We start from the raw sequence: 23,545 nt of genomic DNA, 5'->3' as shown, positions 1-23,545 counted from the left end.
CGGGCAGGGAGATCCTAGAACCTGACCGTCAGCGTACCGCCGTACGTCGGTCCAACGATACCGCGGGCGTAGAAGAAGCCCGAGTTGGCGTTCTGTGTCTGACCCTGGCGGGGATTGCCTTCGGTCAGGCCGATCTCGTCGAAGATATTGTCTCCATCGAGGCTGAGCTGGACACGGTCGGTCAGGTTCAGACGCACACCCACGCTGGTCACGCCGTACTCTGGCAGCGCCACGCCGTTGCCGGAGTCCGCGAAGATCTCGCCGACGTACTTGTAGCGAGCATAGATCTCGCCTCGGTCGTTCGGCAGCTTGATGGTCGGGGTGAGCGTGAACAGCGTCGTCGGCGTTCGTTCCGGCCGGTTGCCGTCAAAGCCCGGCTGCGGCACGCCGTTCAGGCGAAGGTTTTCCAGCGTGGGATCCTGGAATACGCCGGAAAACTCGACATCCAGCCACTCCGTCGGACGGACCACGGCATCGATCTGGAACCCCTGGGTCCGAAGATCGGCCAGGAACGATGTCTGCTGCGTCGGATCGGTGGGGTCGATGAAGTTGTAGAACTGGTCGTCGAAATTGGTCTGGAACACCGTGGCCGTAAGGTCCACCAGTCCGCGCCAGTTGTAGCGGACACCGGCCTCGTAGAGCTCGATCTCGGTGACGGGATTGACGCCGTTGGTCTGGTTGCCCTGAGCGTAACGTCCGTAGAGGGCGAAACTGGGGGTGAACAGGTAGTTGGCGCCGATCGTGTAGGACGTCGCCTCTTGGGTGGCGTTGGTGACGCGGAAGGTGCCGTCGAAGGTGGAGCCCACGTCGCGGACGACGCCGCCGACGCCCGGTTGAACCGGTTGGTTCACGGCGGCGCTGTTGCCCTCGCGGAACTCGGCCTCGTCCTGCTCCCAGCGGATACCGGCGTCGATGCGGAGCTTGTCGCCGATCGCCATCTCGTCGTTGAGATAGATCGAGACGCTGGAATCGCTGCTCTCGCGGATACCGGCGCCCCAGTTGCCGTAGGAGATCAGGCCGTTGTCGCTGAGCGTGCCAATGACATTGTTGGCCGCGTCGAGCGCCACGATGTCATAGAGGTCGCTGTTGGTGGTCACGTCGTTGACGACCGAGGCCGTGGCCGACTGGTTCTGCGAACGCTGGACGTCATAGTAGAGGATCCCTGCCGTCAGCGAGTTGCTGAACCCATTTCCCTCGTACTGCCAACGAGCGCCAAAGTTCGATCCGAAGTCATGGCCTTCCGCGTAGTCGTGGTTCAGAGTCGTCTGCTGCAGGAAGCCGTTGCCGTTCAGGCCACTCAAGGCGGCGGTCTGGTTGCTGCCCGTCACCACACCTGTGCGCAGGTTTTTGATCCCGAAGCGCGTCGTGGTGGGGAAGGCCGCCCGACCGAGGGTCAGCAGCCCGTTGATCGGTGAATCGGCACCCGGCGTCAGATAGTCGACGGCGCTGGCCAGGCCGGCGTTTCCTGTACCCGAGCCAGGAAACAAGCCATTGAAATCATAGCTGAGATCGAGGTAACGCGCGCGGGCGAACACCTCGATCGAATCGTTTAGAGGGCGTTCATAGTCGAGCCGGATCTGTTTGGTCTTGACCCGGACCCCTTCGGTGAAACGGAAATCACGAAAGCCGTCCGCCTCCACGAAGGTCGACACGGGCACGGAGATGCGGGCGAAGGCGTCGCCGCCGACATTCCCGAACTGGGTGTCCAGACCGGGGATGGAGCCCGGCTCGCCGTCGTTGAACGTATAGGGCTGGGTCGCATAGTAAGCGGTGTTCAGATCGCCGACCTTGGCCGTCAGGCGAAGCCGCCCGCCGTTGTCGAACCGTTTCTCCAGGATCGCCTTCAGCCGGTAGCCGTCGTAGTTGAACGGGTTTTCCCGGACACCCGGCGAGGTCTGGTAATAGCCGCCGACGCTGAAGGCGAGGTCCTCGGCCAGCGGGGCCGAGAAATAGGCATCGGTGCGACGCAGGCCGTAGTCATAGGCCGTCAGCCGGACCTCGCCCTCGGAGGTCTCGAAATTCGGACGGCGGGAGATGAAATTGATCGTGGCACCAGCGCCATTGACGGTCAGGACGCCGGACGATCCGCCCTTGACGGCTTCAAGCCGGTCGATCGTGATGTCGTTGGAGAAGAAGAAGTCCGCGCCGCCGCCGCCGTAGATGATCGGCAGGCCATCCTCTTCCAGCTGGATGAACCGCTGGCCGCCGCCCTGCAGGCCGCGAACCGAATAGTTGTTGGACAGCTCGCCTGCCGTGCCCTCGACGAAGATGCCGGGGACCAGTTCCAGTAGATCGGCCGTGGAACGCGGGGCCTTGCGCGCGATGTCCTCGCTGCTGGCCAGAGTAATGTCCGCCGACGCAGTAATCAGGGGGCGATCGCGCGACGTCTGTCCTGTGACGATGATCTCTTCCAGTTGATCCTGTGAGGCTTCAGCAGTGGGCTGCGGGCCGGTGGCGACCTGCGCCATGACCGGCATGGCGGGCAGCATGGCGGCGCTGACCATCAGCACGGCACGCAGATTCGATCCGTAACGATTCATGGTTCCCTCCAAAAAATAGCTCTTTGTCCGCGCCACACCCGTGGCACGGCGGCCTTGATTGGGACGCTATCGTGCCATTTTCGAAAATGCAAACCTTTGTTGCAATCGTTTTCATTGGCTGTTCATAGTGCGAACTCAAGGCGTGGTTGGCTTTGCTCAGACCTCGGCTAAGGTTCCCGGATGACGTCAGATGCCCCGGCCGATTTGGCAACGTTTCCTAGGCGAGCCCGTACCATCGTCGACCTCGCCAAGCTGGCAGGCGTCTCGCCCTCCACGATTTCGCGCGCGCTGGCCGACAAGTCGGTGGTCAAGGCGACGACGGTCGCCCGCATCAAGGCATTGGCTCGAGAACACGACTTTCGCTTGAACCAGATGGCCAGTGGGCTGCGGACCCGCCGCACCGGGGTCATCGGTGTGGTCGTGCCCCTCGGTCACGAGCGGCGCCAGCATCTGTCCGACCCCTTCTTTTTGACCATGCTGGGCCATTTCGCCGACGCTCTGACGGAGAACGGCTACGACATGATGATATCCAGGATCATCCCCGACGCGCCGGACTGGCTGGAGCGGATCGTCGATTCGGGAAAGCTGGATGGCGTATTGGTGCTGGGCCATTCCAATCAGGTGGAAGCGATCGAGAGGGTGGCGCGCCAATATGCGCCTATGGTCGTATGGGGCAGCGCCGCCGAGGCTCAAACGCACTGCTGCGTGGGCACCGACAATCGTCTCGGCGGTTATATCGCGGGACAGCATCTGATCTCGGTGGGGGCGAGACGCATCGCCTTCTTCGGCGATCTCCGCGCGCCGGAGCTGCGGCACCGGTTCGACGGCCTCAGCCAGGCCATGACGGAGGCGGGCTTCATCGAACCTCCCCTCGTCCTGGAAACACACCTCGCCGTGGATGTGATGGGCCGAGAGATCGCCGACCATCTGGATCGTTACGGCGAACGGATCGACGGGGTCTTTGCCGGGTCGGACGTGATCGCACTGACCACGCTGCGCGCCCTGGCCGATCGCGGCGTGGCGGTTCCGGACAAGGTCAAGGTCATCGGCTTCGATGACCTACCGCTGGCCATGCAGGCGGTGCCGCGGATCACGACCATTCGTCAAGACTTCCAGACCGGTGCCCGGGCCATGATCGATCGGTTGTTTCTGAAGATCGAAGGCAAGCCTGTGTCCTCGGTGACCATGGCGCCACGGCTGATCGTGCGGGACTCGACGGCCACGTCCGTGCGGTGATCCTTGCGGGGCCTGCAACAAACGTTTGCAAATTTCGCTCGGCATGGCATCTCGACCGTTCCGGCGCGCGATCGGCTCCTCGGGTGCCGGCCGCCTCGCGGGTAAAAGCGAAGCTGCCCGCCGGATCGCGCCGAACTGGAGGCGTCTTCGCCTAAGCCTTTGACCACCTGGGAGACTGGCATGACGCCGTTTGCATGGACCGCCGATCACCTCGCGCTCCTCGCCGGAGTAGAGCCGGTGACCGCTCCGAAGATCACTGCCGCCGACATTCAACGGGTGACGGCGGATGTCGATGTCTGGGATCATTGGCCGGTACTTGACGTCGATGGGGCGACGGCCAACTTCGACGGCCGCGCCCTGGTCATAGCCTTGAGCGCGCCCGTATTCGACGATCCGAACCGTCGCCACGATCTGGCTCGGCTGCGCCTGTTCAGCGTTGCCGGCGACGACTGGACTGATCTCGGCTTCGTCTTACCCGACGGCTTCACGCCGGGCAGCCGCGAGTGGGCTGGCTCGGCCGTTATCGACGAGGCCCACGAGAGACTGGACCTGTATTTTACCGCGACCGGCCTAGCCGGAGAAACGCTGCCATCGTTCAACCAGCGCATTTTGGGCTGTCGCGCCCGCATGGATGGTGCGGACGGACGGCGGCGTCCAATCGACTGGTCCGCGCCCGCTGAACTCATTCGACCGGACGATGTCCACTACCAGAGCCGTCACGAAGGTGGCGGGGCTGTGGGGGCCATCAAAGCCTTCCGCGATCCATTTGTCTTCATCGATTCCCAGACCGGCCTACGGGCGATGGTCTTCACGGGATCGAGCCCGTCGACCCCTAGCGCCTGGAACGGGGTCGTCGGGCTTGCCATCGACGGGAACGACGGGTGGGTAATCCGAGCGCCGCTGGTTACCGCCTTGGGGGTCAACAACGAGTTGGAGCGTCCCCACATTGTCGGGCATGAAGGGCGGATCTATCTGTTCTGGTCGACGCAGGCCGGTGTGTTCGCGCCGGGCATCGCGGGGCGCACGGGCCTTTACGGCCTGGTGTCCGATCGACTGCAGGGGCCCTGGTCGCCTTTGAACGGCAGCGGCCTGGTGTTCGCCAACCCGGAGGCCGCCCCGGCCCAAGCCTATAGCTGGCAGGTGTTGGACGATCTTTCGGTCTGGAGCTTCGCCGATCAAGTCAGCTTGCCGGGCCGAGCGACCAGGCCGGTCCCGTTCGCCGGCGCGCCCGCGCCCGCGCTGCAACTCTGGCTGGACGGCGACCGCGCCGGCCTGCAAAAGTAGGATTGTTCAGACCGAGGCGGCGTCTTCATATTCGCTGTCGTTCAGCCGAGCCAGGCGGTGCTCCGCCGGGTTCCAGACGCGGTTCGCCAGACATCCCGCGAAAAGCACGACCGCGAACCCGGCCGCCAGGTAGAAGCCGAAGCGTGGCCCCCCGAACAGGTCACTGGAGGCGCCCATGGCCAAGGGCGACAGTACGGCACTGACGGCTGTGAAAAACAGGATCAGACCTGCGACGGCACCGTGGCGGACCTTGGGAAAACAGCTGATGCCCTTGGAGTTCAGCGTCGGATAGATCACCGACATGAAGAGCCCGGACAGGGGCAGGCTCCAGACCGCGCTGGCTCGCCCGCCCAGGACTGCGGCGCCGAAACAAGCCAGAATGCCCCCGCTCGCCACCACCAGTACCGTGGCCCAGGACATGCGCCCCAGCAGCCAGGCCCCCAGGAAGCGGCCGGCCGCCCTTAACGCGAAGAAGATCGACAGGGCGTAGGCGGCGAACCAAGCCCATCGGCCAGAATAGCCTTCCAGCAGGGTGGGCATCCAGACGTAGATGGCGGTCTCGACCCCCACATACACCATAGCCCCCAGGCTGAAGGCGAGTGCAAAAGGATCCGACGTCATGGCCACGATGGCCTTGGCATCGACCGGCTCGGCCGTCTGCTTCGTCCCTGGATAGCGTGTCAGCAGGGCCGTGATCGAGAGCGCGGCCGCGAGGATCCCCGCCACCACGTACAGGCCCTTCCAAGACGCGCCGCTCGCCAACAGCCAGGCCACGATGGCGGGGCCGATGATGGCTCCGACGCCGAAGAAGCCCTCGACCATGTTCATCATCGACGTATGCCCCCGCGACGAGGTCGAGATGTCCCCGATCAGAGCCAGGGCAGCGGTCTTGAACACCCCGATGGCCAGGCCCGAGGTGAACAGGAGAACCAGGAAGAAAATGAAACTGTCGCCCACGATGAACAGCAGCGAACTGGCGCTGAACGCCGTTAACCCGATCAGGATCGCGTTCTTTCGGCCCCAGCGGTCGGCCAGGAAGCCTAGGCCGAGCCCGGACAGGGCAACGCCCGCCATGGTCGCATAGTGGAAGGCCCCGCCGGCCGTCAGGCCCAGATCAAACGCCTTGATGACCTCGGGGATGATCAGCCCCACGGCGTCGGTCGTCATGGCGAACATCATGAACATCAGGCATGTCAGGCTCTTGATGATCCCGGTGCTGTGTGTGGGTGGGGCGGGGTCCGGACGGTTCATGGGAAGATCTCGAGCGACTGGGCGGGGCTCCGGTCAGCCGCGACCAGAAGCGCCCCGAGCACGCCGGAACGATGGTCCAGACCCGCGGCGACGTGCGCGTCCTTGGCGGGCTTCCTGATCGACACGCTCATGACTATGGCACCGTCACAAACGATTGCAACGTCGGTCTTCTGGGCATTCGGGTTATCTTTCTCCGGATCCTGTGTCGATCATCACCAAGGCCATCAGCGCGGACCGCTTCTTCTTCGGGATCATCATCAGGCCATCATGGCTAGCCAAGCGCCCTCATCTGCAGGTAAGCCGACCCTGCCTGCTCGGCTTCAGTTCAGACCGTGAAGAGTGGGCTAAATGTCGCAGATTTCAGAAGCGTAACGCTTTTGTACAACTTGATCTGCAGGGTCGTCAACTTCAGCCTAGAACAATGTTGAGAACGTCTGCATGTCGATTACGAAGCGCTCCAATATGGATACGCTTGATGGGCGGCTTGAGCGGATCGCCCGAAGCGCGGCCCTGACCGCAGAGGCGGGTGCCGCAGCCATCTTCATGCGCAGAGATGAGAGCACCATCGATGTGGTCGGACAGTTCGGCGAAGCATTCCGAGCCCTGTTGGAGAAGGACTATGTGGGCATCCTGGACCACGTCGCGGCGGGATCGGACGACTATCTGCTGATCGATGATGCAAAGGCGGCCGCCAACGCGCTGTCGACGGACAGCCTTCCCCTTTGGGGCGGACGCGCCAGCCGCTTCGTGATGATGATCCCCATCCGCGGCGAGCGCGAGGAGCCGCTCGGAATCCTCGCGCTCGCGGATCGGGTACCCCGTCCGGGTCTCAGCGCGGCCAGAACCTACGTCCTGATGTCGCTGGCGAGCCAAGTCGCCGACGCTTTTCGCCTTGACGCATTCCAGCGCGCCGGACAGCACGTGGCTCAGGACAATGAACGACTGCGCCTTCTGGAGTCGGTGGTGACCCATGCCAAGGACTCGATTCTCATCACTGAGGCCGAGCCCATCGTGCTGCCCGGGCCTCGCATCGTCTACTGCAATGCCGCCTTCACCGAGACCACCGGCTATTCGGCCGAGGAGGTGATCGGTCGGACGCCGCGTCTCCTGCAGGGCGTCGATACGAGCGCCCATAGCCGGGCCCTGATCGGAGCCGCCTTGGCGCAATGGAAGCCGATCGAGATCGAGATCCTGAATTACCGCAAGGACGGCTCGTCCTTCTGGGTGGAGCTCAGCATCGCACCGGTCGCGGATGAGCGCGGCTGGTTCACCCACTGGGTCTCGGTGCAACGCGACGTCACCGAGCGGAAACTGGCCACGGAGGTCCAGACCCGGGTGCGCGTGGCGGAGGCGAGCAACGCTGCGCTGCAAACCCTGACCAACGAGCTTCGCCTGGCGCTCGACGCCGCCGAAACCGCCAACATCGCCAAATCCCAGTTCCTGGCCAACATGAGCCACGAAATCCGGACGCCGCTCAACGGGGTTCTCGGCATGACACAAGCGCTCTGGCTCGACGATCTCACGCCGATCCAGCGCGATCGGGTCACCATCATCCGGGAGTCGGGCCGGTCGCTGTTGGCGGTTCTCAACGACGTGTTGGACCTGTCCAAGATCGAGGCCGGAAGAATGGAACTCGAGGATGTCGAGTTTGATCTCGCCGTTCTCGTCCAGGGCGTGTGCGCCGCCTTCGTCGATCAGGCCGAGACCCTTGGAGTCGCCTTCGACCTCGACATCGATCATGACGCGCGAGGGCTCTGGGCGGGCGACTCGGTGCGCCTCAAGCAGATTCTCTACAACCTGATCTCCAATGCGATGAAGTTCACGGCCGACGGCTCGGTGCGCGTCTCGGTTGGGCTTGCGGAGGACGCCCGGCTGCGGGTTGCGGTCGCCGACACCGGCATCGGAATACCGGCGGACAAGGTCGAAGATCTCTTTTCCAAATTCTATCAGGCGGACAGTTCCACCACCCGGCGCTTTGGCGGCACAGGCCTGGGTCTGTCGATCTGCCGCCAGTTGTGCGAGCTCATGGGTGGCGTGATCGCAGTCGAGACAGGTGTCGGTCGCGGATCGACCTTCACCGCGCTGTTGCCCCTCCGGCATCTCTCGGCGGCTTCGCAGGACGATCCCCCTTCAACGGAAGCGGAGGCCTGCGACCTTTCGAACCCGATCTCGCGGCTCAGGATCTTGGTGGCGGAAGACAATGCGGTCAATCAGATGGTCATCCGGGCGCTGCTGGACGCGTTCGGAAACACCCCCGTCATCGTCGACAACGGTCGACAGGCGGTCGACGCGTGGAAGGCCGCGGCCTTCGACCTCATCTTCATGGACATCCAGATGCCCGAGATGGACGGCCTTTCCGCCACGAGGATGATCCGGGAACTCGAACGGGAGAGCGGGCGCCCTGCGATCCCCATCGTGGCCGTGTCCGCGAACGCGATGACCCATCAGGTGCAAGACTATCTCGAGATCGGCATGGACGGCCATATCGCCAAGCCGATCGAGATCGCGGCGCTCGCTCAGATCCTGGAACGATTCGGAGCGCCGGCGGGGCGTGAGGAACGGCAACCACGATCGTCAGAGGACGATGTGCGCGCCGCCTCATGACGAAAGACGCGTCGATGTCGTCGCCTGTGCAATCATCAATCACTGATTGAGGCACAAAAGCGACCATGCCCTCCGTGCTTGCCCTTACCCTGACCTGAACCCGGATATGATTTGCTAGACAACAGATCACGGTCTCGTCCGCACGAAGAACGCCAGGGTCGAGAATCGCGGATGAACGGGTCAACATGCAATCGGTTGGCTATCCTTCGATCGTCTTCGGAAATGAGCCATAGCCGCGTATTGCGTGGGCTCGCGCGAAGACTGGCTTGGCCGATCCTTCCTGAACTTTACCAACCTCGCCACTTCGATGATCCGAATGCGCGATGAATGTCGATCTGTCCTGATCGACGTGACTATGGCGACGCTCGGACGGTGGCGTCCACGGTTTGGCGCGCTTGCAGGCTTTCAGCCGCAGCATCGCCGACGTCGTCAGGCCAAAGGAAACTCCAAAATCCACGACCAAACCAATAAAAGAGACCGCGACCGAAGCGTCTTCCAAACTATGGCCGAACAAAATCTGGGAGATGGCGAAAGCAAGCATCAGTGCAAAAGTGCTTCCCCTGAGCGCAGCGAAGCCAGAGCGCTGTTCACCCACGCCCTTCCAAGCTCTCCACGAGCTCAAGTTATCCGAATTATTCAAAGCTCTCGTGTCTTCCTGGCGTAATCGCCCTGTCTGTATCATACACCGACATATTGGTTGTCGTTCGTCATGGTCTGCAGGGACGTGGTCCTATCAGCGAGACAGTTCAGAACAGGGCCGTCTGATCGACGCTCCGCTCGAAATCATCGCGCTTCAGCCAAATGAACCGAGTGAATCCCCCTGGAAGTCCGTGGCAATTGCGGACTATCTCAACGTATTCAACCATAGCGGACAGCTAGCGCTTCGGCGGATTGCGGGCGTCTCTCCGAAGAGACGAGCGGTCCCTCGCCCATCATTCACCACCGCCGACGGAACGATGACGTCACGCAGCGAGACGTTTCGGCGACGATGCGAGCCTCACGACTTCCCGAAGAAGCAGGTCTGGCGAAATCGGTTTTGCAACGACTCCGTCCATCCCAGCTTTCAGATATTCGGCCTTGTCATGCTCCATCACGTTCGCGGTCAGGGCGATGACCGGTAAGTGCCCCTGCCGCTCAGTCACCTGCCTCAGACGACGCGTCGCTTCCAGCCCATTCATCCCAGGCATCTGGATGTCCATCAGAACAAGGTCGAAGCGCAGGCGTGTTGCCATTTCGATCGCGTCCGCTCCGCTATCGGCGGTCGCTACCTGGGCTCCCATCCGACTGAGCAGCGTCGAGCCGATCATCAGATTCGTGGCGTTATCGTCGACGACGAGAATGTTGAGCCCCTCAAGCGGGCCGACGATTTCATTGACGATGGGGGGAGCCGTCTGTGAGGCAGCGCCGGGGGCAACCACTTCAAGATAGAGGGTCGAACCCTTTCCTTCCTCGCTGACCATATGGACGGACCCGCCCATGCATTCGGCAATCTGGCGCGTGATGGCGAGGCCGAGACCCGTCCCGCCATAGCGCCGCGTCGTCGAGCCGTCAGCCTGTTGGAAACGCTGAAACAGGGCTGCTTGAGCCGTTTCGGACACGCCGATCCCGGTGTCGGAGATTTCGAAACGAAGGACCCGTGTTTGGCCATGCCCAGTGGTAGAGATCCGCAAGCCGACCCGACCCTGATTTGTGAACTTCACGGCGTTTCCAAGCAGGTTGAACAGGCACTGTTTCAGCCGCAGAGGATCCAGATCGGCCCATCCGATAGGCGGCGCGTCACTCCAATCAAACGCCAATCCCTTCTCCATACATTGAGATTTGACCGTGGCGGCGACGGCACTGATGAGCTGATCTAAGTCGGTTGGCACAGGCGCGAGCTCCATTTTGCCCGCTTCGATCTTGCTGAAATCGAGAACATCATTGATCAGCGCATTGACCATCTCTCCAGACGATACCGCCGTCTCAACAAGCCGTTTGCCTTCATGGCTCATCTCTTCGGATTTCAACAGATACAGAGAGCCAATGACGCCATTCAACGGCGTGCGGATCTCATGGCTCATCGACGCGAGGAAGTCCGATTTGGCTGAACTGGCGGCCTCAGCTGCGTCCAAGGCGACCTTGAGGCCGGAGCGGGCGCGCCGCGCTGCCAGGCTGAAGTAAAGAACGCTGGAGAAGCCGAGGATAAGCGACAGGGCGATATAGGCCCACGTCGCACCCAGAAAACTTGCGGCCGGCTGATGCGGCCGCCACCGCAATGTCAGTAGCGCTCTACCGCCTGTGTCGTTGATGGCCACCCGTGCCCTGTCGGTCTCCTCTGGAACGGACGCGGGGACGATTTCGGCGTCGTTCAGTTGATAGCGCTGGACCAGCAGCGCCAGAAAGGCCGGGTCGATCGCTTCTCCGGTCAGGACGATGGGAGCCCGTTTGCTCGGGAGGGCGGCCCCAAAATCTGGCTGCACCAACGTCGCAACCAGGACATACGGCGTGCCGGCGATGGTGGCGACGGAAGACATCTGAATGGGTGTGGAGATCATTGCCGTCCTGCCGTTCACCCGCGAGAAGGTGCCCCGATCGGCTTCCTGCCGACGAATGTTCGCCACCAGGGGAGAAGCCTGAGCCACAAGCTGGCTTACGACCGCGGGCGTCGCGGGCTTCCCCCTGTCGCTGGAGAACACCGCACTGTCGGCCTTGTCGATCACGCCAACGAGTTCAAATCCGCTGTTCTGCGTGAGAAAAACGCCAATATTCGCTCTCGCCCAAGCCGGATCATAATGGAGGTCAAGATGGTGAACGGCATCGTCCCAGTCGGCCTGGGGGACGACCGCAGCCCTAAGCTCCCCGATCCTCGCAGATAAACCCTTCTGAAGGAGCGTTTCTTCCGATGATCGGACGATCCCGTCCACGCCCTGAGCGCCGCGAAGCACCAGAACGACCAAAAGTGAGATCGCGACGATTAACACCAGGAGGAGTGACCGCGTCCCGTCAATGCGGAGCCTACGTGTAGGTGAAAGCAGCATCATTCATCCAACCTATTCCCCGCCGCTTGATCTTTGTATAACGCCGGTGGTCGTTGGGCGGGTCCCTGCCCCGCGTCTGGCATTCCGACGAGTCTGTTGGCCGCGTAGTCATGTCGCTTTCGGCCGCTGACTCTGTGCTTCAACCGATGCTGCAGGCTGAGGCACCACGAACTGAAACAGCAAGACCCTGGCAGCGGCGTGCGCTTCCCGGTCGACCTTTTGCCGGTGGCGGCAAGATTTCGGGGTTGCATTCGATGCCAGACCTGAAACGACGCGGAAAACCGGAAGAAGGGTCAACGTCGACCTGGGTGGCCAGGCCGAGGCCAACCGCCTGCTGGCCCGAGCTTCCACGTTGGTGTGGCGTCCCGGGTCGGTACTGGCCAGGATGACGAACGTCTGGGTGCAGAGTGCAGCCGGCCTGGCCAAACCACGGGCGCGAGCCTGCGCGGCATCTGTTGATCTTTAGGCGTCCTTCAAAAACTTGGTTTACCTGCCCGGCCTGAGGCCGAGAGGCGTTCGCAATGCTCTAGCGTGCGCGCCCCGCGAGGTGACCTCGCGAAACGGTTTCAGCACTCGCGTCCTTCAGTTCGCGCAGCTCAGCTTGCGGCAGATCGACGCAAAAGTACCTAAGTCTCAAGCGCACGACGCCAAGCGTGGCCACGGAGTCCCCGAGCGTCCACCGCCGTGATTGAACGGCGCTGCGTGCATCTTGTCGGGGTGTCAGGCGTCGTTCAGCACCCCAAACCGCCTCATAGCGGGAAGACGCCGGCCAAAGGCCGGGGCGATCCACCTGCTTCATGTCCTTGCCGATCGAGATTCCTGGCCCTTCGACGCGGCTTCGCTATCGCGCTATGCGCGTATTAATCATTTAAACAAATACAGGTATAATAGAACTACGCTCTCTGATTTACCAAGCGTGAATGTTTCGCTGTGAAGGTAGGCATAACAAGAGGCAAGCTGTCCCTTGAAAGCATAGTAGAGATCAGATCTCGCTTTAGGCTGGTCAGATCGTTATTTTTCCCTTACCTGCGTTCGACTTCGCTATCGTGAAATGTTTTTGCTGAATCAATTTCCGATTCATACTCAAAAAAGAGAGACCTATGCTGAAACGTTCTTTTAACACCGGCGCGATTGCGCTGGCTGTTTTAATGTCGGTTCTCATACTCGGAGGTGGATACGCGGTATCGACTATTCGGGTCGGCGGTCCGCAGTATGATTCGATTATTCGAGACAAAGATCTGGTCGCTGATATCTTGCCGCCGCCGGCCTATGTCCTGGAAGCCAACATGGAGCTTGGCCAGGCTATGCTGGATCCGGCCTACGTCGGCGTTCGCAAGAGCCGGCTGTCGGAACTGCGCTCCGAATATGACCAGCGCAGTCAGTATTGGCTGTCGTCTCCTTTGCCGGAACAACTGAAGGCAACATTGGCGACGCGGGTCGATCCGCCGGCGAAAGAGTTCTGGAGGATCGTAGAGGGCAACCTCGTCCCCGCGCTGGAGCGAGGGGACGCGTCGGCCGCGCGGTCGGCCTATTCCCTGGCTCAGTCGGCATACCGCCAGCATCGTGAGGGCGTCGATCAAGCCGTCGCCCTGGCGACGGAGCTTCAATCGGGCGACCAGGCGAGCGCTGAGCTAACCGGTCAAGTCACGGCTGTAGCCCTTGCGCTGGGCGCGGCCCTGATGCTTGCGGGGCTCGCGTTGGCGGCCTGGTTCGTCGGCCGCCGCATCCTGTCGCCGATGGCGCTCATGACCGAGTCGATGAGGTCCCTTGCCCGTGGCGATGTGGACCTCCAGATCGCCGGCACCCAGCGCAAGGACGAGATCGGCGAAATGGCGCGCTCGCTGGAAGTCTTTCGGGCCAATGCGGTTGAACTCGCGACGGGGACGGTAAACCTTCTGGACGCAAGCGCGAGGATGGAGGCCGTCAGCCGGTCCCAGGCGGTCATTGAGTTCGATACGACCGGCAAGATTGTGCATGCGAACGAAAACTTCCTGAGGGTTCTCGGCTATTCGCTGGCCGAGATCCAGGGGCGTCACCATTCGATGTTCGTCGATCAGGCCTACGCCGCTTCGTCGGAGTATGCCGACTTCTGGCGACGTCTGGGGGCCGGTGAGTTCATCGCGGGCAAGTTCACCCGATATGGCAAGGGCGGGGCGCGGGCGATCATCGAGGCGAGCTACAACCCCATCCTCGACTCGGAAGGCAAGCCCTACAAGGTCGTCAAATTCGCCACGGACGTCACCGCGGTGGAGCTGGAACGGGAACAGCGCGCGGAAACCGACCGCGCGGCGTCCGACGCCATGCTGGACGCCAAGGCCCGCGTGGAAGCGATTGGACGATCGCAGGCCGTCATTGAGTTTGACCTTACCGGCAAGATCCTGCACGCCAACGAGAACTTCCTGAAGGTTGTCGGCTATTCGCTGGCCGAGGTTCAAGGGCGTCACCATTCCATGTTCGTCGACAAGGCCTTGGCCGCGTCGTCCGAATACGCCGACTTCTGGAGGCGTCTGGCCGGCGGAGAGTTCATCGCCGACAAGTTCACCCGCTATGGTCGGGGCGGCGCTCGGGCGGTGATCGAAGCGAGCTACAATCCCATCCTCGATGCGGACGGCAAGGCCTACAAGGTCGTCAAGTTCGCCACCGATGTCACGGCCGTAGAAGTCGAACGCGAGCAGCGGGCGGAAGCCGACCGAGTGGCCGCCGAACAACAGTCCGCGGTGGTTGAAGAGACGGCCGCTGGTCTGACCGCCCTTGCGTCCGGCAATCTGGCCTATCGCATCGACGTGGACTTCCCAGGCGACTACGCCAAGCTGCGCGCAGACTTCAACGAGGCCATGTCGAAGCTGGAAGACGCCATGGGGGTCATCACGACCAATGCCGCAGCGATCCAGACTGGGTCGGGCGAGATCAGCCAGGCGGCGGACGACCTCTCGCGGCGTACCGAGCAGCAAGCCGCGACGCTCGAGGAGACGGCTGCCGCGCTCGACGAGATCACGGCGACGGTGCGCCGCACGGCGGAAGGGGCCCAGCGTGCTAATACCGTGGTCACCGAGGCGAGGGGCAGCGCCGAGGCCAGCGGCGTCGTCGTGTCCAAGGCGGTCGCCGCCATGGGCGAGATCGAGCGCTCCGCAGACCAGATCAGCCAGATCATCGGCGTCATCGATGAGATCGCCTTCCAGACCAACCTGCTGGCCCTGAACGCGGGCGTCGAGGCCGCCCGGGCGGGTGATGCGGGTCGCGGCTTCGCCGTCGTGGCCTCCGAGGTCCGCGCCCTTGCGCAGCGCTCGGCGGAAGCCGCCAAGGAGATCAAGGCCCTGATCTCCGCTTCGTCCACGCAGGTGAAGGACGGAGTGAGCCTTGTCGGGCAGACGGGAGAGGCTCTGACCTCCATCGTCGGCCGCGTCAGCGAGATCAACGCCTTGATGGCGGAAATCAATGCCTCGGCGCAGGAACAGGCGACCGCCTTGACCCAGGTCAACACCGCCGTCAACCAGATGGACCAAACGACCCAGCAGAATGCCGCCATGGTCGAAGAATCGACAGCGGCAAGCCACAGCCTGAGCCATGAGGCCGGTGAGTTGGCGCGCCTCGTCAGCCGCTTCCAGATCACCGGTGTTCAGGGCTCGGCAGCGTCGGTCGGGTTGGCGGTCGCCACCCCCGCAGCGGTTCGCGCCGCCAGGACCGCGGCGGCCCCTGTTCATGCCGCCCAGAGCAAGGTCGCCGACTTCGCCAGGCGTCACGGGGCACCTCGCCGGGCCGCGGTTGGCAACGCCGCTGTCGCGCACAGCGCGGGTGAATGGGACGAGTTCTGATGGTTCCGGCATCGTTGATCATGCTGCCGTGTCGGCTGGACTCCGCGGCGCTGCTATCCTGCCTTGCCGACCTTCTGGAACGCCGTGGCGCGCCTCTCATTCTCGACGGTTCGGCCGTCGAGCGACTGGGTGGACAAGGTCTCCAACTCCTCCTGTCGGCCTTCAAGACCTGGCGGGAAGATGGCCAGCCCCTGCGTCTTCAGTCCGCTTCCGAAGCCCTCCTCGCTGGCATGCGTCAGTTGGGTATCGATCCTGAAACCCTAGAACCTGCGGATGGGAACCCATGAACAAGGTCGTGTTGACAGTCGATGATTCCCGGACGATGCGGGATATGCTGCGGTTGGCGCTGTCCGACGCGTCCTTCGAGGTCGTCCAGGCGGTTGACGGCATCCACGGGCTTGAGGTGCTGAGCCAGACCCATCCGGATGTCATCATCACCGACATCAACATGCCGAACCTCGACGGGTTCGGCTTCATCGAGGCCGTCAGACAAGACGCGCGTCTCAAGAGCACCCCCATCCTGGTGCTGACCACGGAAAGCGACGCCGACAAGAAGCAGCGCGCGCGCTCCGCCGGGGCGACCGGCTGGATCGTGAAGCCGTTTGACCCCGTCAAGCTGGTCGACGCCGTCCGGCGCGTGGCGGCGTGAGGAGACACGACGTGGATCCGATGGAGGCGATCAAGGCGACCTTTTTCCAGGAGTGCGAGGAGCTTCTGGCGGACCTGGAATCCGGACTGCTGATCCTCGAGGAGGGCCGCGGCGACGGGGAGACGGTCAACGCGGTCTTCCGCGCGGTTCACTCCGTCAAGGGCGGGGCGGGTGCCTTTGGTCTGGACGCTTTGGTCCGATTTGCCCATGTCTTCGAGACGACACTCGACGGGCTGCGAAACGGCGAGCTGGAAGCCGATCCGGTCCTGCTGGCCGTGCTCTTGCGCTCCGCGGACAGGTTGTCGGACCACATTACCGCAGCCAAGTCGGGGGAGGCCCTGGACGACGATGGGGATCAGGATCTCGTCAACCAACTGGAAGCCTTCTGCGCCTCGGCCGAGCACGGGGACGGCGAGCTCGAGGTGCCGATCGCTTTCGCGGTCGTGCCCTTGAGCCTGGGGGATCCCGAACCCGACGGCACGTCGATCACGCGCCCAGCTCAGACCAGCAGCGACCAGTGGCGCATCGATTTTCGTCCGCATGCCAATCTGTACAGGAGCGCAAACGACGCCTCTGTGCTGTTCCGCGAACTCGGCCGGCTGGGCGCGCTTCGGATCGAACTCAACGCAGACGCCTTGCCCACGCTGGACGCGCTGAATGTCGACGAGGCCTATCTCTCCTGGACCCTGTGGCTGACATCGGACGTCGGACGGGCGACGATCCGGGATGTGTTTGAGTTCGTGGACGGGGATTGCGATCTGGTCGTCGCGGCGGCCGATCCGGACGGCGACGCGTCAACCGAAGGGACTGGCGCCGCTGCCTTCCCGATGGTGACCTTGGAGGCTCAGTCCTCGTCCGATGTGGCGGGCGGTCAGGCCACGATGACGCTTGCCGAGTTGCTGGCGATGGCGAAGGGCGAGGATCCTGCCGCAGAGGCGCGGACCCTTGCGACCGTCTCGCCGGCTCCGGCGACCGATCCCGTCGGCTCCGTGGGCTTCGCCCAGCCACCGAAGGCAAAGCCAGCGCCCAAATCAAACGAGCCGGCGCAGGCCTCGATCCGGGTCGATCTCGATCGGGTCGACCGCCTCATCGATCTCGTCGGCGAACTCGTCATAAACCAGGCCATGCTGGCCCAGCAGGTGCACGAAGCGGGCGTGGGTCGCTCTAAAAACATTTCACTGGGTCTCGACGACCTCGAGCAGCTGACGCGGGAAATCCAGGACAGCGTCATGGCGATCCGGGCCCAACCGGTGAAATCCGTGTTCCAGCGGATGCCCCGTCTCATCCGCGAGGTCGCGGCCATGACCGGAAAATCGGTGAGGCTGGTGACCGAGGGGGAGGGTACCGAAGTCGACAAGACCGTGATCGAGCGATTGTCGGACCCCTTGACGCATATGATCCGCAACGCCGTGGATCATGGACTTGAAAGTCCCGAAGCCCGGGAGGCGGCTGGAAAGCCCGCCGAAGGGGTGATTCGACTGGCCGCGCTCCACCGGTCCGGTCGCATCGTCATCGAGGTGTCGGACGACGGCAAGGGCATCGACAGACCCAGGGTGCGCTCGATCGCGGTCGAGCGCGGCTTGATCGAAGCGGACGCGGTCCTCACCGACGAGGAGGTTGACAATCTGATCTTCGCGCCCGGCTTCTCGACGGCCTCGGAGGTCTCGGACATTTCGGGGAGAGGCGTCGGAATGGACGTCGTCAAACGCTCGATCCAGGCGCTGGGCGGCCGTATCAGCATAACCTCCGTTCCCGGCAAGGGGTCGACCTTCACGCTCAGCCTCCCGCTGACCCTCGCCGTGCTGGACGGCATGGTCGTCAGCGTCGGAGACCAGACCCTGGTGGTGCCGATCACCGTGATCGTCGAGACGCTGAAACCCAAGGCGGCAGACATCCGGTCGTTGGGCCCGAACTCGACGGTCCTGGCCGTGAGGGGCAGCCACGTTCCGCTGATCGATGTCGCGACCGCGTTGGGATTCGGAACCGGCGCAGGGGCCGGTACGGGCGTCACCATCCTCGTCGAGAGCGAACTGGGGGGTCTGGCGGCGCTTCGCGTCGACTCGATCCAAGGCCAGCGGCAGGTGGTGATCAAGAGTCTCGAACAGAATTACGATCAGGTTCCCGGGATTGCGGCGGCCACGATCCTGGGGGACGGGCGCGTCGCATTGATCGTCGACGTCGACGGCGTGATCGCCCTGCGTCGCCAGATGCCGCCTCGCGCCCTTGTTCTCGATAAAGCGAGCTGAGACATGCAACAGACCACGCTCATCCAACCGCGCGAGCTCATCGCCTTCCACCTTGGCGGGCAGGAATTCTGCGTCGATATCCGGTCCGTGCTGGAAATTCGAGGCTGGGCTCCGGCCACCCCGATCCCTCAGTCGCCGTCCTACGTCAGAGGCGTGATCAACCTGAGAGGGACGGTCTTGCCGATCGTGGACCTGGCGGCAAGGCTGGGCTTGGGAACCAGCGAACCCTCTGCCCGCCATGTCATCATCGTTGCGCGCATCAACAGCAAGACCGTTGGCCTCCTTGTCGAGGCGGTGTCCGACATTCTCACCGTCTCGGACGACCTGATCCAGCACACGCCCGATGTCGCTTGCGACACCGTCAGGTCGTTCGTCAAGGGCTTGATCGCTCAGGAAACCGGCATGATCAGCCTGATCTCGCTGGACGGAATTCTTCCCGATGCTGCGGTTGCAGAGGCCGCATGATCGCGGGTGCCCGAAACCACAAGGACGACGTTGCCGTCCCCGGGGAGTTCTTCTTTACCTGGGGTGATTTCGCGGATGTCGCGGCCCTGCTCTATCAGATGTCCGGCATCCACCTGACGGAGACAAAGGCGAACCTGGTCTATTCCCGGCTGGCCAAGCGCTTGCGCGCGCTGGGGCTGAAGGATTTTTCGACCTACATCGACGGGGTCAAGGATCCTCGGGAGAAGGAAGAACGCAGCGCATTCCTCAGTTCGCTGACGACCAATCTGACGCGCTTCTTTAGGGAGCCGCATCACTTCACACACCTCGGCGATGCCAAGATGCCAGGTCTGGTCCGGCGCGCGCGCGCGGGCGACCGGGTGCGGCTGTGGTCGGCAGGCTGCTCTGCGGGCCACGAACCCTACTCGATGGCCATGACGGTTCTCGAAGCTCTTCCGGACGCCGGGCGTCTCGACGTCAGGATCCTGGGGTCCGACATCGACCCATTGATCGTGCAGCGCGCTGCCACCGGTGTCTATTCCACCGAGGATGTCGAGCCGATCCCCGACACCCTCCGACGCAAATACCTCCATCGCCAGGGCGACGACTACAGCCTGAGCGAGGATGTTCGGTCGCTGGTGTCCTTTCGTTGTCTGAACCTTCTCGGGGATTGGCCGATGAAGAACCGCTTCGACATCATCTTCTGTCGGAATGTGGCCATCTATTTCGATGGCCCGACCCAGGATCGGCTGTTCCGCCGCTTCTCGGACACCCTCGAGGATGATGGCCACCTCTACATCGGCCACTCCGAAAGGGCGCAGACTGAAGGGCTCGTGGCGGATGCCCTCACGGCCTATCGGAGGGAGGCCCGCAATGGCTAGAATCAAGGTCCTGGTCGTCGACGACTCGCCAACGATGCGTGCGCTAATCATACGGCAGCTCAGCCGGGACGCCGGTATCGAAGTCATCGGTCAAGCGGGAGATCCGCTCGAGGCGCGAGCGGCGATCAAAGCGCTCAATCCCGATGTCGTGACCCTCGACGTCGAAATGCCGAACATGAACGGCTTGGAGTTTCTGGAACGCCTCATGCGCCTTCGGCCGATGCCGGTGATCATGGTCTCGACCCTGACTCAGAAAGGCGCCGAAGCCACACTCCACGCCTTGGAACTCGGGGCCATCGACTGTGTCGGCAAGCCGATCGGCGGATCTAACGGCGAGTTCGAAGATCTGATCGAAAAAGTCCACATCGCCGCTTCGGCGAGCGTGAAGTCGCTTGGCGAGCGCAGACCGGCGCCCGCCCTCCGCTCGGCGGACGACTACGCGCCGGGGGCCGATGTGGTGGCCCTCGGTGCGTCGACCGGCGGCGTTGAGGCTTTGATGACCGTGCTTCAATCCTTCCCGGCGTCCTGCCCCCCGACGGTGGTGACCCAACACATGCCCGCCAACTTCACCACCAGTTTCGCCAGTCGCCTGGACCGGATCTGCCAGGCGAGCGTCGAAGAAGCGACCGACGGTGCCCCGCTTTGTGTCGGCAAGATCTATCTGGCGCCGGGCGGACTGACCCATCTCCGCGTTGTGCGCTCCGGTGGGCGCCTCGTCTGCAAGCTGGGAACGGATGGGCCGGTGAGCGGCCATCGGCCATCGGTCGACGCGTTGTTCTCTTCGATCGCCGAGATTCAACCACGACGATCCGTCGGCGCAATTCTTACCGGCATGGGGCGCGACGGGGCGGCGGGGCTGCTGTCGATGCGTCGACAGGGGGCCGCCACCATCGGTCAGGACGAGGCGACGAGCGTTGTCTACGGCATGCCGCGTGCGGCGGCCGAAATCGGTGCCCTCGACCAACAACTACCGCTGCAACGGATAGCGTCCGCGATCCTGAGAGCCGCCGCGCGTCAATGATGAGGAGATGAGCCATGCCAGCAGCAAGTGATCTGAAAGTTCTCATCGTCGATGATCAACAGACCATCCGCGCGCTGGTGCGCGCGGGTCTGAAAGATATCGGCGTGAGCGACATCGAGGATGCCGTCGACGGCGAAGCGGCGCTTGGTGTCCTCCTAAGCAATCGCCGAAATCTGATCGTGTCGGACTTCAACATGCCCAACCTTGACGGACTTGGGCTTCTGCGCGCCGTCCGGATGGCGCCTCAGCTGAAATCCATCGCCTTCATCATGCTGACCGGTCGGGCCGACAGCGCCCTACTCCAGCAAGCGCAACAGTTCGGGGTCAACAACTATCTTGTCAAGCCCTTCACCGTCGCAACCCTGAGAGAGAAGATCGAACAGGTCTTCGGGCCCCTCGCGTGATCTCTCCAGCCTTGGCCGCCCGCGATCTTGCGCCTGACGAGCACCGCCTACACGTCGGACAAGGCACCTTCGAGGTGACCGACCGCCATGACGTCGTGTTGTCCACGATCCTTGGATCATGTGTTTCGGCCTGCCTGCGCGATCCCTCGACCGGCATCGGCGGGATGAACCACTTTCTGCTGCCTGAAGCGCCTGGCTCAGGGGGCGATGATCGCCGGTATGGCGTGCAAGCCATGGAACTGCTCATCAACGGCTTGCTCCGCCTGGGCGCCCAGCGCGATCGCCTCGAAGCCAAGGTCTTCGGAGGCGCGAGGATGAGCCCAGGGCTAATGGATATCGGAGGAAAGAACATCGCCTTCATTCGGCGTTTCCTGGACCATGAAGACATTCCCATCGTCGCCGAGTGCCTGGGAGGCGAACAGGCGCGCCGGATCCACTTCTGGCCGGCCATGGGGCGCGTAAAGCAGCAACGCGTGAGCGATCCTTCCGTGATCGTAAGGGAGCGCGTGCTGGCGCGGCCGGCCGCGCCCGCAGCCGTCGGTGACCTGGAACTGTTCGAGTAGAGGTGTGCGCGATGGTTGATGTTTCAAACCTGTCCCTGGTCCTGGCACGAACCGGTGCAGAACTCTCCGATTGGGCCCACACCTCCGAGCAGATAGAGGCTGCTGGACTGACCGCCTCAGTGGAAACGGTCATGACGCTGCAGAGCCTGGATGCGATGACACAGCATCTCAGGGAGATCAGCGCCTTTCTGCTCCGGCTCTCGGCGGCGGTCGACGATGGCGGTGCCATCTGCCCTGAGGAGGTGGTCCGTCTTGGCAAGCCGATCTGCCTCAGCGGTCTTCAAACCCGTCTTACCGGTGAGGCCGCCGTGACTGAAGCGCCCATTTTGGAGGTCTACGAGATATGGTGAGCGCTGCCTCAAAAGAGCTCGTGGGTCGGATCAACCTGAAAGACGTCCGTGTCCTGTGCGTGGACCCGACGAACCAGGGCCAGGACATCCTCGCCGGAATGCTGAGGGGCTTTGGCGTCGAACAGACCGTGCGACTCCATACGGCCGCCGAGGCGAAGCAGGAACTGCAGCGCGGAGAGTTCGACATGGTCATCGCTGATGCAGACCTTGAGGACGAGACGGGTTTCGACCTCGTGCGCTGGCTGCGACGAAGCGCCCTGGATCCCAACCGCTACGTGCCCTTCCTGATCATGTGCGGCCACACGAGCCCAATTGCGATCGACTCGGCCCGGACGTGCGGGGCCAGCTTTGTGGTGGCCAAGCCGACCTCTCCGGCCGTCCTGATGCGCCGCATCCTGTGGGTCGCCGCCGGCGGACGGCAATTCGTCGAGAGCGACGGATATGTCGGCCCCGACCGGCGCTGGAAGTTCGATGGCCCGCCCGCCGGGAGCCAAGGCCGCAGGTCGTCAGACAAGGTGGTCAAGCTTGGACACGCCCAGGAGCCCAACCTCAGCCAAGACGAAATCAATGCGGTCTTCAAGCCTCAGAAGATATCGCTATGAGCAACGTCAAATACACCCACATGACAACGTCTCTCGAGCGCAAATGCCGCTCGGCGGGAGGCATATTGGTCACCGATGCGGTGTCTCGGGCCAACGTAAACGTCGGTGCATTGAGCGAGAGTTCGTTGGCCTTGATCAAGACCGGCATCGACGAAATTCTGCAGATCATAGGTGATGGGTCGGTCCGTCCCGATGATGCCCAAATGGAAGTCATCATGCGCCGAAGCAATCAGATGCTCGGCTATTGCGTGCCGCTCAAGTCAAGGGTCTTGCTCGAGGGACTGCACGCGGTCTGCAACCTGGCCGAGGCGGTCAGGAACAGCGACCTTTGGCTTCCCGGCACATTCCATCCTCTGATGGCGACCTTGCGGGTCACTGCGGTTGGAGGACTTTCGGACGCTCAGGGCAAGGCGTTGCTCGGCGAGATTTGGCGCTGCGTCGACAAGTACAAAGCGGCGCCCGCCACTCCGTCTGGGGTCTGACCCGAGGACTGTCTGCAGAGCAGATCTCTGAGTGTTGCCTTGGAAACGAGGCAGGGGAGCATTTGGCCAAGGCGTCGCGACTCCCCAGAGCGCTGCGGGCGGCGACCAAGCCTCGCAGCGCGGCAACGACGGACGACGCGCGCGGCGCGGCCGCGAGGG

At 63.0% G+C, this 23,545-nt stretch carries 20 protein-coding genes and 1 pseudogene; 16 read left to right on the top strand and 5 right to left on the bottom strand.

Translation table 11 applies throughout. The features are described from left to right. Positions 1 to 14 precede the first annotated feature (14 nt). Positions 15 to 2,540, bottom strand: coding sequence for a TonB-dependent receptor domain-containing protein (locus tag BZG35_RS16695; RefSeq protein ID WP_077357403.1), 2,526 nt, complete (start codon positions 2,538 to 2,540; stop codon positions 15 to 17). Between the two features lie 180 nt (positions 2,541 to 2,720). Here BZG35_RS16695 and BZG35_RS16690 point away from each other — a divergent pair, with 180 nt between their 5' ends. Both BZG35_RS16690 and BZG35_RS16685 read left to right on the top strand, forming a co-directional pair. After that, positions 2,721 to 3,776 carry a LacI family DNA-binding transcriptional regulator gene (locus BZG35_RS16690; RefSeq protein WP_077357401.1) on the top strand — a complete coding sequence of 352 codons (1,056 nt, stop codon included), beginning with the start codon at positions 2,721 to 2,723 and terminating at the stop codon, positions 3,774 to 3,776. A gap of 180 nt (positions 3,777 to 3,956) precedes the next feature. Then, positions 3,957 to 5,060: a glycoside hydrolase family 68 protein gene (locus tag BZG35_RS16685; protein WP_077358239.1), complete on the top strand. Its 1,104-nt coding sequence runs from the start codon at positions 3,957 to 3,959 to the stop codon at positions 5,058 to 5,060. A gap of 6 nt (positions 5,061 to 5,066) precedes the next feature. On the opposite strand, the gene BZG35_RS16680 is transcribed toward BZG35_RS16685, so the two are convergent. Beyond that, on the bottom strand, positions 5,067 to 6,311 hold the full coding sequence (locus BZG35_RS16680) for an MFS transporter (protein ID WP_077357399.1): 1,245 nt from the start codon (positions 6,309 to 6,311) through the stop codon (positions 5,067 to 5,069). After that, entirely contained in the window at positions 6,308 to 6,442 is a 135-nt protein-coding gene (locus BZG35_RS18365; protein ID WP_256364120.1) for a hypothetical protein, read from the bottom strand. The genes BZG35_RS16680 and BZG35_RS18365 overlap by 4 nt, the downstream gene beginning before the upstream one ends. A 307-nt stretch (positions 6,443 to 6,749) precedes the next feature. Between BZG35_RS18365 and BZG35_RS16675 the strand changes: the two genes are divergently transcribed. After that, entirely contained in the window at positions 6,750 to 8,915 is a 2,166-nt protein-coding gene (locus BZG35_RS16675) for an ATP-binding protein (protein ID WP_077357397.1), read from the top strand. A gap of 199 nt (positions 8,916 to 9,114) precedes the next feature. On the opposite strand, the gene BZG35_RS17780 is transcribed toward BZG35_RS16675, so the two are convergent. Continuing rightward, a complete protein-coding gene (locus BZG35_RS17780) occupies positions 9,115 to 9,510 on the bottom strand; it encodes a hypothetical protein (protein ID WP_150126081.1) in 396 nt (131 codons plus the stop codon). A 367-nt stretch (positions 9,511 to 9,877) separates the two neighbouring features. Then, complete coding sequence (locus tag BZG35_RS16670) at positions 9,878 to 11,935, bottom strand: response regulator (RefSeq protein ID WP_077357395.1); 2,058 nt, start codon at positions 11,933 to 11,935, stop codon at positions 9,878 to 9,880. A gap of 1,097 nt (positions 11,936 to 13,032) precedes the next feature. On the opposite strand from BZG35_RS16670, the pseudogene BZG35_RS18455 reads away from it, so the two are divergent. From BZG35_RS18455 to BZG35_RS16610, 13 genes and pseudogenes are all read left to right on the top strand, one after another. Continuing rightward, positions 13,033 to 13,782: pseudogene (locus BZG35_RS18455) on the top strand (HAMP domain-containing protein); the annotation flags it as partial. A 63-nt stretch (positions 13,783 to 13,845) separates the two neighbouring features. Beyond that, complete coding sequence (locus BZG35_RS16665) at positions 13,846 to 15,744, top strand: PAS domain-containing methyl-accepting chemotaxis protein (RefSeq protein WP_253189363.1); 1,899 nt, start codon at positions 13,846 to 13,848, stop codon at positions 15,742 to 15,744. Beyond that, positions 15,729 to 16,031, top strand: a complete 303-nt coding sequence (locus BZG35_RS16660; RefSeq protein ID WP_371454818.1) for an STAS domain-containing protein — start codon at positions 15,729 to 15,731, stop codon at positions 16,029 to 16,031. The genes BZG35_RS16665 and BZG35_RS16660 overlap by 16 nt, the downstream gene beginning before the upstream one ends. After that, positions 16,028 to 16,393, top strand: coding sequence for a response regulator (locus BZG35_RS16655; RefSeq protein ID WP_077357393.1), 366 nt, complete (start codon positions 16,028 to 16,030; stop codon positions 16,391 to 16,393). The genes BZG35_RS16660 and BZG35_RS16655 overlap by 4 nt, the downstream gene beginning before the upstream one ends. Positions 16,394 to 16,404: 11 nt before the next feature. Continuing rightward, positions 16,405 to 18,639: a chemotaxis protein CheA gene (locus BZG35_RS16650; protein ID WP_077357391.1), complete on the top strand. Its 2,235-nt coding sequence runs from the start codon at positions 16,405 to 16,407 to the stop codon at positions 18,637 to 18,639. Positions 18,640 to 18,642: 3 nt separating this feature from the next. Further along, on the top strand, positions 18,643 to 19,104 hold the full coding sequence (locus BZG35_RS16645) for a chemotaxis protein CheW (protein ID WP_077357389.1): 462 nt from the start codon (positions 18,643 to 18,645) through the stop codon (positions 19,102 to 19,104). Continuing rightward, a complete protein-coding gene (locus tag BZG35_RS16640) occupies positions 19,101 to 19,964 on the top strand; it encodes a protein-glutamate O-methyltransferase CheR (RefSeq protein WP_077357387.1) in 864 nt (287 codons plus the stop codon). The genes BZG35_RS16645 and BZG35_RS16640 overlap by 4 nt, the downstream gene beginning before the upstream one ends. After that, positions 19,957 to 20,985, top strand: a complete 1,029-nt coding sequence (locus BZG35_RS16635; RefSeq protein WP_077357385.1) for a chemotaxis response regulator protein-glutamate methylesterase — start codon at positions 19,957 to 19,959, stop codon at positions 20,983 to 20,985. Before BZG35_RS16640 ends, BZG35_RS16635 begins: the two co-directional genes overlap by 8 nt. 14 nt (positions 20,986 to 20,999) lie before the next feature. Next, positions 21,000 to 21,389, top strand: coding sequence for a response regulator (locus BZG35_RS16630; protein WP_077357383.1), 390 nt, complete (start codon positions 21,000 to 21,002; stop codon positions 21,387 to 21,389). An 11-nt stretch (positions 21,390 to 21,400) separates the two neighbouring features. Further along, positions 21,401 to 21,952 (top strand): chemotaxis protein CheD, encoded by a 552-nt coding sequence (locus tag BZG35_RS16625; RefSeq protein WP_077358233.1) that lies wholly within the window; start codon positions 21,401 to 21,403, stop codon positions 21,950 to 21,952. Positions 21,953 to 21,963: 11 nt separating this feature from the next. After that, entirely contained in the window at positions 21,964 to 22,302 is a 339-nt protein-coding gene (locus tag BZG35_RS17775; protein WP_150126080.1) for a hypothetical protein, read from the top strand. Beyond that, a complete protein-coding gene (locus tag BZG35_RS16615) occupies positions 22,296 to 22,904 on the top strand; it encodes a PleD family two-component system response regulator (RefSeq protein ID WP_077357379.1) in 609 nt (202 codons plus the stop codon). The genes BZG35_RS17775 and BZG35_RS16615 overlap by 7 nt, the downstream gene beginning before the upstream one ends. After that, positions 22,901 to 23,386, top strand: coding sequence for a hypothetical protein (locus tag BZG35_RS16610; protein ID WP_077357377.1), 486 nt, complete (start codon positions 22,901 to 22,903; stop codon positions 23,384 to 23,386). Before BZG35_RS16615 ends, BZG35_RS16610 begins: the two co-directional genes overlap by 4 nt. Positions 23,387 to 23,545 lie beyond the last annotated feature (159 nt).

It is taken from the genome of Brevundimonas sp. LM2, from assembly GCF_002002865.1.
GTDB lineage: Bacteria > Pseudomonadota > Alphaproteobacteria > Caulobacterales > Caulobacteraceae > Brevundimonas.
The sequence above is the reverse complement of the archived record's forward strand: the minus strand, read 5'-3'. Positions and strand labels throughout refer to the sequence as shown.